General features: G+C 73.4%; 7 protein-coding genes and 1 rRNA gene. All 8 read left to right on the top strand.

Going from position 1 to position 9,053, the window contains the following annotated elements:
* The first annotated feature begins 27 nt into the window (after nt 1-27).
* Nucleotides 28-144 (top strand): 5S ribosomal RNA (gene rrf, locus BU198_RS32405).
* Between the two features lie 202 nt (nt 145-346).
* Nucleotides 347-1,756 (top strand): sensor histidine kinase, encoded by a 1,410-nt coding sequence (locus BU198_RS32400; RefSeq protein ID WP_317620416.1) that lies wholly within the window; start codon nt 347-349, stop codon nt 1,754-1,756.
* Nucleotides 1,708-2,373 (top strand): LuxR C-terminal-related transcriptional regulator, encoded by a 666-nt coding sequence (locus BU198_RS32395; protein ID WP_188300415.1) that lies wholly within the window; start codon nt 1,708-1,710, stop codon nt 2,371-2,373. Before BU198_RS32400 ends, BU198_RS32395 begins: the two co-directional genes overlap by 49 nt.
* Nucleotides 2,374-2,595: 222 nt before the next feature.
* Complete coding sequence (locus BU198_RS32390; RefSeq protein ID WP_188300414.1) at nt 2,596-4,179, top strand: DUF2637 domain-containing protein; 1,584 nt, start codon at nt 2,596-2,598, stop codon at nt 4,177-4,179.
* A 111-nt stretch (nt 4,180-4,290) separates the two neighbouring features.
* Nucleotides 4,291-5,580, top strand: a complete 1,290-nt coding sequence (locus tag BU198_RS32385; protein ID WP_188300413.1) for a DUF6986 family protein — start codon at nt 4,291-4,293, stop codon at nt 5,578-5,580.
* 227 nt (nt 5,581-5,807) lie between these two features.
* Nucleotides 5,808-6,464, top strand: a complete 657-nt coding sequence (locus BU198_RS32380; protein WP_188300412.1) for a YigZ family protein — start codon at nt 5,808-5,810, stop codon at nt 6,462-6,464.
* Nucleotides 6,465-6,728: 264 nt separating this feature from the next.
* The gene (locus tag BU198_RS43545; protein WP_188300411.1) at nt 6,729-8,684 is read left to right on the top strand and encodes a hypothetical protein; all 1,956 of its coding nucleotides are present in this window, start codon (nt 6,729-6,731) and stop codon (nt 8,682-8,684) included.
* A 114-nt stretch (nt 8,685-8,798) separates the two neighbouring features.
* The coding region (locus BU198_RS32370) for a hypothetical protein (RefSeq protein WP_223245257.1) at nt 8,799-9,053 on the top strand (255 nt) is incomplete at its 3' end.

Genomic DNA, 9,053 nt, shown 5'->3' with positions numbered 1-9,053 from the left:
ATAGTGTGGTTGACAGTTTCATAGTGTTTCGGTGGTCATAGCGTGAGGGAAACGCCCGGTTACATTCCGAACCCGGAAGCTAAGCCTTACAGCGCCGATGGTACTGCAGGGGGGACCCTGTGGGAGAGTAGGACGCCGCCGAACAATTCTTCTGAAGAACCCCCATCCGGGAATCCCGGATGGGGGTTCTTTGCATTTTAGGATCATCTCACTCGATGGTGTCACTCTGTCCACCAGCAGGTGGTCCTAGGTCTACCCCGGGATTGGGGTGCCATGGCCAGTGTGGGTGGCGGGTGGTTCGTGAACACTGATGGAGGACGATCGGTACCGGCATCAGGAGCTTCCCGTGACAACAGTGAGTCGTACGAGCGGCGTCTCCGTACGTGCGCAGGCCCGGTCCGCCTTCGTGGCCGGCGGTGAGGGCCTGACCCGGCTGGTCGTGGTGTTGCTCGCCGCAGTGCTGGGGTTCGTGCTGCCGGTGATGGCCGCGGTCGTCTCGGGCGTGATGACGGCCCAGACTCTCCAGGGTTACGTCCCGGAGATCCCGGCCGCGCTGCTGGTGGCGGCGGTCGTCGGTTCCGTGGTGGCCGCCTTCCTCGTCCACAGCGTCGCCGCCCGTACCCGGGGGCAGGTGGAACGCTGGTTCGGCATACGGCTGCCGGCCACCTACGAGCCCCGGCCGGAGCTGGAGCTGGACGGGCGCGGGCACTGGTGGACGGGCTACACCTACCACCGCTCGCGGACGGTGGCGAAGTACGCGCAGGCGGTCCACTGGGGCCTGCGGGACCGGACCACCCGCGCCGAGCTGGTCTGGCTGGTGGTGAACCCGCTCCTCGCCGTGGTCCTGGTGGGCCCGGTCGCGGTTCTGCTCGGGCTGGGCCTCGCCTACATCCTGACCGGCCCGGTCCCCATGGCCGGCTTCGGTTTCCTGAGCGGCCGGGAGCTGTCCATCCTGGTGAGCCTCGTGCTCGGGGCAACCATGATCGTCGTCGGGATACTCGGGGCCCCACTGGCGGTCAGGGCGTACGCCGAGGCGGCCCGCCGCGTGCTGGACCAGGACGGCCGCGCGACGAACGCCCAGCTGACCAGGCGGGTGGCCGAGTTGACCGAGACGCGGGCGGACGCGGCGGGCAACCAGGCGGCCGAGCTGCGGCGGATCGAGCGGGACCTGCACGACGGTGCACAGGCGCGGCTGGTCGCGATCGGGATGACGCTGGGCACCATCGAGCACCTGATGGACTCCGACCAGGACGCTGCCCGGGAGCTCCTCGCCGAGGCGCGTCAGTCGTCGGCCCGGGCCCTCCAGGAGCTGCGGGACCTGGTGCGCGGCATCCACCCGCCGGTGCTCGCCGAGCGCGGACTCGGCGACGCGGTCCGGGCGTTGGCGCTGGACAGCGCGCTGCCGACCGAGGTCTTCGTGAGCCTGCCGGACCGGCCGGCGGCACCGGTCGAGGCCACCGTGTACTTCAGCATCTGCGAACTGCTGGCCAACGCCGCCAAGCACTCGGGGGCGGAGCAGGTGTGGGTGGACATCCTCTACCGGGCCGGCTTCCTGCGGGTCACGGTGACGGACGACGGCGTGGGGGTGGCGGATCCCTCACGGGGGACCGGACTGCGCGGGATCGAGAAGCGATTGGGTACCTTCGACGGTGTCCTCTCCATCGACAGCACGTCGGGCGGACCCACCACCATCACCTTGGAGTTGCCGTGCGAGTTGTCCTCGCCGAGGACCTCTACCTCCTTCGCGAAGGCCTGATCCGGCTGCTGGAAGCGCACGGCTTCACCATCGCCGCGGCCGTGGAGACGGGTCCCGAGCTGCTGGAGGCACTGCTCACCCACCGCCCGGACGTGGCCGTGGTGGACGTCCGGCTGCCTCCGACGCTGACCGACGAGGGCCTGCAGGCCGCACTCAAGGCACGCCGGGAGATCCATGGCCTGCCGGTGCTGGTGCTGTCGCAGCACGTCCAGCAGCTCTACGCACGGGAGTTGCTGGCCGACGGCACCGGAGGGATCGGATACCTGCTGAAGGACCGGGTGTTCAACGCCGGACAGTTCATCGACGCGGTCCGTCGGGTGGCGGCGGGCGGGACGGCGATGGACCCGGACGTGATCGCCAAGCTGATGCAGACCACTTCGCGCCGGCCCGGCCCGCTGCTGCGGCTGTCCCCACGCGAGCGCGAGGTGCTGGAGCTGATGGCCGAGGGCTGTTCCAACTCGGCGATCGCCGCCCGGCTCTCGGTGAGCGACGGCGCGGTGGCCAAGCACATCGCCAACATCTTCACCAAGCTCGAACTCGCCCCCGACGAGGACGCCAACCGGCGGGTGCTGGCCGTACTGACCTACCTCAACGGCACCGCGGGGCAGACCGGCTGACGATCCGGCCGGCCTCCGACGCAGGTCCGGGCGGTGCCGGGGCCGCCGTCGGGCCGTCGCTCTGTGACACCCCAGGCTGTGGGAACGCTTAAACAGGTGTACGAGTAAACTCCGATGGGCCGAGCCCGGAGGTTGCTCAACCGTCCGGCGGCCCGATCAGCGGTACCCGGCAGCCGAGGCAGCGTACGGCAGCAGCCGACCATCCAGGGGTTGATAGACGTCATGGCACGCCCAACGCTCACCAAAGCCCACCGGGGCCTGCTCGGCATGGTCGCGGCCGGTGCCTGCATCATCTCGGGTATCGGCTTCGCGGGCTCCTACACCGCGGTGCGCGATCTGGCCGAGGAGAAAGGTTTCGGCGCCTTTTCCTACGCCTTCCCGATCGGCGTGGACGCGGGCATCGTCGTGCTCCTCGCACTCGACCTGGTGCTGACCTGGCTGCGCATCCCCTTCCCGATGCTGCGGCAGACCGCGTGGCTGCTGACCGTCGCCACCATCGCCTTCAACGCGGCCGCCTCCTGGGGCGATCCGCTCGGCATGGGCATGCACGCCGTCATCCCGCTGCTCTTCGTCGTCGTGGTCGAGGCCTCGCGGCACGCGGTCGGCCGGATCGCGGCGATCACGGCGGACCGCCACATGGAGTCGGTCCGGGTGATGCGCTGGATCCTCTCCCCGGTGCCGACCTTCCGGCTCTGGCGGCGGATGAAGCTCTGGGAGCTCCGTTCCTACGACGAGGTCATCCGGCTGGAGCAGAACCGCCTGGTCTACCGGGCGCAGCTGCGCTTCCGGTACGGCCGTGGCTGGCGTCGCTCGGCGCCGATCCAGGCGCTGCTGCCGCTCAAGCTCGCCAAGTTCGGCGTGCCGCTCGATCCGGCGCTGCTCGACCGGCTGGACGACGAGGGACAGGAGCGCGAGGCCAAGGAAGGCCTGGTGGAGAAGGAAGCACAGGGAACCGGCCTCCAGGAGAACCACACCGCCGCGGCCATCGCCCCCACCCCGGCGGTGGCGCACCCGGAGCAGTCCCAGCAGCCGCAGCAGGCGGCGCAGACCGCCCAGCAGGCCCAACAGGCCCAACAGATCCGGCCTGGGCAGGCCCAGCAGGCCCAACAAGCCCAGCCGGAGCAGGCCCAGTCCGAACAGGAACCGGCCCAGGCGCCCACGGCTGTCGCTCCGCTGTCCGCCGAGGTCGCCGCACCGATGCTCGCGAAGCTGGCCGCCGTGCGCCTGCGCGCTGCCCAGGAACCGGACGAGTCGGCGGAGGCCGCCCCGCAGCCGCGCGGCGAGGAGCTGAACGTCTGGACCGAGCGCCCGGTCCGCACCACCGGCCATCCGGCCGACGCCGCCCCCGGCGGGCGGGTGCCCGGCCAGGCCTCGCCCTGGTTCAAGCCCCCGCGCCCGATCGCCGAGGAGACCGCCCCCGCGGACCCGGCCGGCCACCAGCAGCGGGCCGAGCAGACCCAGCAGGCCGAGCACCTCGCCGAGCCGCCGCACCATCAGCAGGCTCACCAGCCCGAGCAGGCACGTCCGTCGGAGCAGCAGGCCTCGGCAGAGCAGTCCGTCCATGCAGAGCAGTCCGCATTCCGCCCGATGCCCTCGCGCCTTGACCCGGACCTCGCCTACGAGGCGCTCGTCTCGTACATCGACGGTCACGACGGTCGTCAGCCCGACGCCCAGCGGCTCGCCGCATGGCTGACCACGGAGTACGGCGTCACTGGTAACGGCCCGAATAACTCGGTGCACCCCAAGGAGGTCGCCGAGCTCATTCCGGAGCTGCACGACCGCTACGTTGCCGCTGGAAGGGACTGACCCCGGCCGCCGTCCGTCCGGGGCCCGGGTGCCCATTGACGCCCGGTCCCGCCGGAGCTACCTTCGCGTCAACAAATTGTTGAAGCACTGGTTCGGTGCGGAGGAGTGCGGATGACAAGGGGCGAGGCCGACGGAACCGGGCCCGTGGACGGGGCCTCCTTCTCCACCGCGACCCGGGCCGCCGTGGAGGCACTGCTCGCCCCGGTCGACGCCGATCTGGCACGCCGTTACCCGGGTGAGCCCGCGACCAGGCAGCCGGTGCACACCGTCTACGTCCCGGCCGACGCCTTCGGTGCGGACACCGTGCGGGAGTGGGGTCGCCGGGCCCTGGAGGCCCTCGACCGCCACGCCGCCACCCCCGCCGAGCTGGCCCGCGCCCTCGGCGTCCCCGACGACGAGCTGCTGGCCGACGTGCACGCCCGGGTCCGCGCCAAGCTGGAGCGCGAGCCGATCGAGGACCTGCGGATCGACTTCGAGGACGGCTACGGTCCCCGCCCCGACGCCGAGGAGGACGCGGCCGCGGTGCGCGCCGCCGAACTGGTCTCCGCCGCCGTGGCCGGGGGCGGCGCGCCGCCGTACCTCGGCATCCGGATCAAGTGCCTGGAGGCATCCGTCCGGGCTCGCGGCATCCGCACCCTGGAGTTGTTCCTGGCCACCCTGCTGGCGCACGGCGGGCTGCCGGACGGCCTGGTCCTGACCCTGCCCAAGGTGACCTACGCCGAACAGGTCACCGCGCTGGTCCGGCTGCTGGAGGACTTCGAGAGCCGGGCCGGGCTGCCCGCCGGCCGGCTCGGATTCGAGATCCAGATCGAGACCACCCAGGCGATCCTCGGCCCGGACGGCAGGGCCACCGTGGCCCGGATGATCGAGGCCGCCGAGTGCCGCGCCACCGGCCTGCACTACGGGACCTTCGACTACAGCGCCGCCTGCGGCGTCAGCGCGGCCCACCAGAGCATGGACCACCCGGTCGCCGACCACGCCAAGGCGGTCATGCAGGTGGCGGCCGCGGGCACCGGGGTACGGCTCTCCGACGGCTCGACCAACGTCATCCCCGCCGGGTCCACCGAACAGGTGCACGCCGCCTGGAAGCTCCATCACGGCCTGGTCCGCCGCTCGCTGGCCCGCGCCTACCACCAGGGCTGGGACATGCACCCGGCGCACCTGCCGACCCGCTACGCCGCGGTCTACTCCTTCTACCGCGAGGGCCTGGCGGCGGCCGCCGCCAGGCTGGCCGCGTACGTCGCCCAGGCGGGCGGCGACGTGATGGACGAGCCGGCCACCGCCCGGGCGCTGAGCGGCTACCTGCTGCGCGGCCTGGACTGCGGCGCCGTCGACCCCGCCGAGGTCACCGCGCTGACCGGCCTGGACCGCGAGCGGCTGAACGCGCTGGCCGGCCGCTGACCCACGGCCGGCCCCCACGGTGCCCCGGCCACAGCCTCCCAGCTGCAGCGTCCCGGCCCACGGCGCCCCTGCCCGCGGACCCGTGACCTCAGAGCGCCGGGCCCCGCGACGGGGGCGACCCCCGCTCGCCGCTCCCCCCGCCGCGTGCCAACTAGGCTGGCGGTGCCGCCCCGGTGCCCCGGGTGCGCGCCGCCAGCCGTCGCCGTCCTCGGGAGGACCGCCGCACCATGCCCGCCACGCCGGAGCCCACCGCCAGGCCGTACCTGACCATCCGGCGGGCCGGCAGCCACGAGATCGAGATCAAGAAGTCCCGGTTCATCTGCCACCTCGGCCGGGTCGCCGACGAGGAGGAGGCGCAGGCCTTCATCGCCGCCATCCGCAAGCAGTACTGGGACGCCCGGCACAACTGCACCGCCTTCGTGGTCGGCGACGACCAGCGCCGCGAGCGTTCGAGCGACGACGGCGAGCCCGGCGGCACGGCCGGGGTGCCGATGCTGGAGGTGCTGCGCCGACGCGGTCTGACCGACACCGCCGCCGTGGTCACCCGGTACTTCGGCGGGATCAAGCTCGGCGCGGGCGGCCTGGTGCGGGCGTACGGCAGCGCGGTGTCGGAGGCCGTGGACGAGATCGGCCTGCTGGAGCGCCGGCCGGTCGCGCTGCTCGCGGTGACGGTGGACCACGTCCGTGCCGGGCGGGTGGAGAACGACCTGCGGGCGGCCGGGTACACGGTGAGCGACCTGGCCTACGAGGCCACCGGGGTGCGGATCGAGGTGGGCGTGCCGGAGCCGGGCACGGCGGACTTCCACGTCTGGCTGGCGGAGGCGACCGGCGGCACCGCGGTGGCCGTCCCGGCCGGCCGCACCTACGTCGAGGTGCCGGTCTGACCGCACCGGCGGGCGGCGGCGCGGGGGCTCCTGGGAGGGCCCGGACGCCCCGCCCGGACGGCCCGTGACGGGCTGTTTCCCGTAACCCAGCGCCCGCGGCACGCGGAAGACCGCTTGAGCAGATTCACCCGAACGTAGTGTCGTAGCCCGGAGTTGGAACTTCCGCTCCGGGCCGTGGCGTTTCCTGGGCAAGGTTCCGGCAGAACCGGACGAAACCGTCGATGGAGGACACAGGACCCCACCCCGCACCACGGAGGTATGCGCATGACCTCAGGCCGTTCGACCTCGACTCCCCAGTTCGCGCTCCACCCGGCCTCGAACCACTCGGCCCCGGACCGCCCGACTTCCAACCACCAGACCTCGAACCACCCGATCGCGAACCGCGCCGCCCCGAACCGCGTGCGCTCGCACGCCGGCGCCGAGCTGCCAGGCCCCCGCGGCCTCGCGACGCCCTACCGGATGACGGTCATCACGGCCCTCGCGCACGCCGAGGCCGTCGCCCTGGCCGACGAACAGCTCGCCTCCTGGCTGAAGCAGGAGGGCTACGAGGAGCCCCCACCGGCCCCGTACGCCCCCGTCGGGCAGAGCGCCGCACCGGACCCCGCCACGGAGCGGCTCCGCCTGGGCGAGCGAGTCCTGCTCGACCGGGACCGGGGCCCGCTGCGCGACGGCCCGGGCACCGGCCGCTACGACCGCCGCCGCCTGCGCACCCCGGCTCCGCACGGCACCCAGCAGCTCACCCTCACGGTGGCCACCGGGTCCGACGGCGCGACCTGGGTCCGGCTGGAGGCCGAGACGCACAGCACCGGCAGCGGTGTGCGCACCCCCTGCCGGGTGCCGGTGCCCGAACTCGCCCGTTCGCTCCTCCCGCTGCTCGACGCCACCGACGGCCCGGCAGCCGTCCACTCCGCACCCCGGGTGATCACGGCCGACGAGGTCGACGCCCTGATCGACGAGCTGTGCGATCCCGAGCGCAGGCTGCCCACCGTGGTCGCCAGCGTCCCGGTGAACCTCCCGCTCGACCGCTGGGTGCAGGACGTGGTCGGCCCGCTCTGCCAGCAGCTGCCCGGCCTCGCCACCGTCTGCGTGCTGGACCCCGGCGCCCGCACCGGATTCAACGTCGCCCTGGAGTACCACACCGTCTACGGCGGAGCGGTGCGCACCTTCCTGCCCGAGGTCGACCCGGCCTCCCGGCAGGACAGCGCCCGGCATCCGGTGCTCGCCCGGGGCCGAATAGAGGAGGACCCGCGCCGCGCCGCCGGGCTGCTCGCCCGCGAGCCGCGCCGCCTCGCCGCGGACCAGCCGCTGCCGGCTCCGCTGGCGGCCGTCCCGGTGCTGCGTGTCCCGCCGCCGCAGCTCCGCCCGGCCGCGGAGCGGGCCGCCGAGCAGACCGTCGCACGGACCGCTGACCTGGCCGCTGACCTGCCCGCCGGCCTGGCTGCCCCCCGCCAGGGCGCCGAACTGGCCGCGGTCGCCCGCGAGGAGCAGCAGGACCGCGCCGAGCAGCAGGCCAGGGCCGACGAGCCGGAGCGGGTCCGGCACACCCTGCGCCTGGAGCGCAGGGACCACCGCGAGCGGGGCCAGGGCCGGGAGGGCCGCGACGGCCGGGACGTCAGGGAGGGCCGCCTCCGCTCCGGGGCCCGGGGCCTGACCAGCCGCCACTGCCTCACACCGGGCACCGGGCCGGCCGTCGGCCCGCACTCCGCCGCCCGGCCCGCCGACCGCCGTGGCACGCCCGAGACCTTCACCGAGCTGATGGCCAGACTGGAGGAGTTCCCACTGGTGACCTTCACCGGCGACCAGAAGAACGCGCTCGCCCTGGACGATCTCCAGTGCGCCGGCGCCGGCTGGGCCCGGCTCGCCTGGGACGGTCTGACCGCCCTTCAGGAGTACGCCGAGGCGGCCGTGCGGGGCGCGGCGGGCGGGGACTTCAAGCAGTGGTGCGAGCGCACCCCCGAGGGCTGCCACGGCTTCCCGCCGCGCAAGGCGGTGCGCGGGGAGTCCCGGACGGTGTTCAGCCACACCAAGTGGAAGCGCGAGCGGATGCTGCCGGTGCCGGAATGCGTCGACTCCTCCCGGCGCGCGTTCATGGGCGCGCACCTGCGGATCGGCGGCGGTCGCACCGCGCCACGGCTGCACTACCTGGACGACTGTTCCGGCAGCGGCCGGATCTACGTCGGCTACATCGGACTGCACCTGACCAACACCCGCACCAACTGAGCGGCTTGGCTGACCGCTGAGCCCGTTCGGGGGACAATGTCCGGCAGGGGCGGGTCCACGGGTTCGCCGACCGCCTCTGGCAGGCGCCGGACGAGCATGGGGGAACGACGACCGATGCAGTACTCAGCAGACGGCCAGTCCGACGGAACCGCCACCGTCCAGTTCCCCCGACCGGGCTTCCTCGCCTCGGTCTTCCGTGACCTCGGCGCCGAGGAGGACCGGGAGCCGGACGGTCCCGCCACCGGCCGCCCCGGCGGCGCGACGGCCCGTGGCGGGCCCGGGGACGACCCCCTCGTCCTCCCCCACCACACCCGCCGTCCCCCGCGCCGCCCGCACGTCCAACCGCATCGGCCGCCCCAGCCCCACCCT

Source organism: Streptomyces sp. CBMA156 (assembly GCF_014596515.1).
Classification (GTDB): domain Bacteria; phylum Actinomycetota; class Actinomycetes; order Streptomycetales; family Streptomycetaceae; genus Kitasatospora.
This window is presented reverse-complemented; position numbering and strand designations above follow the sequence as displayed.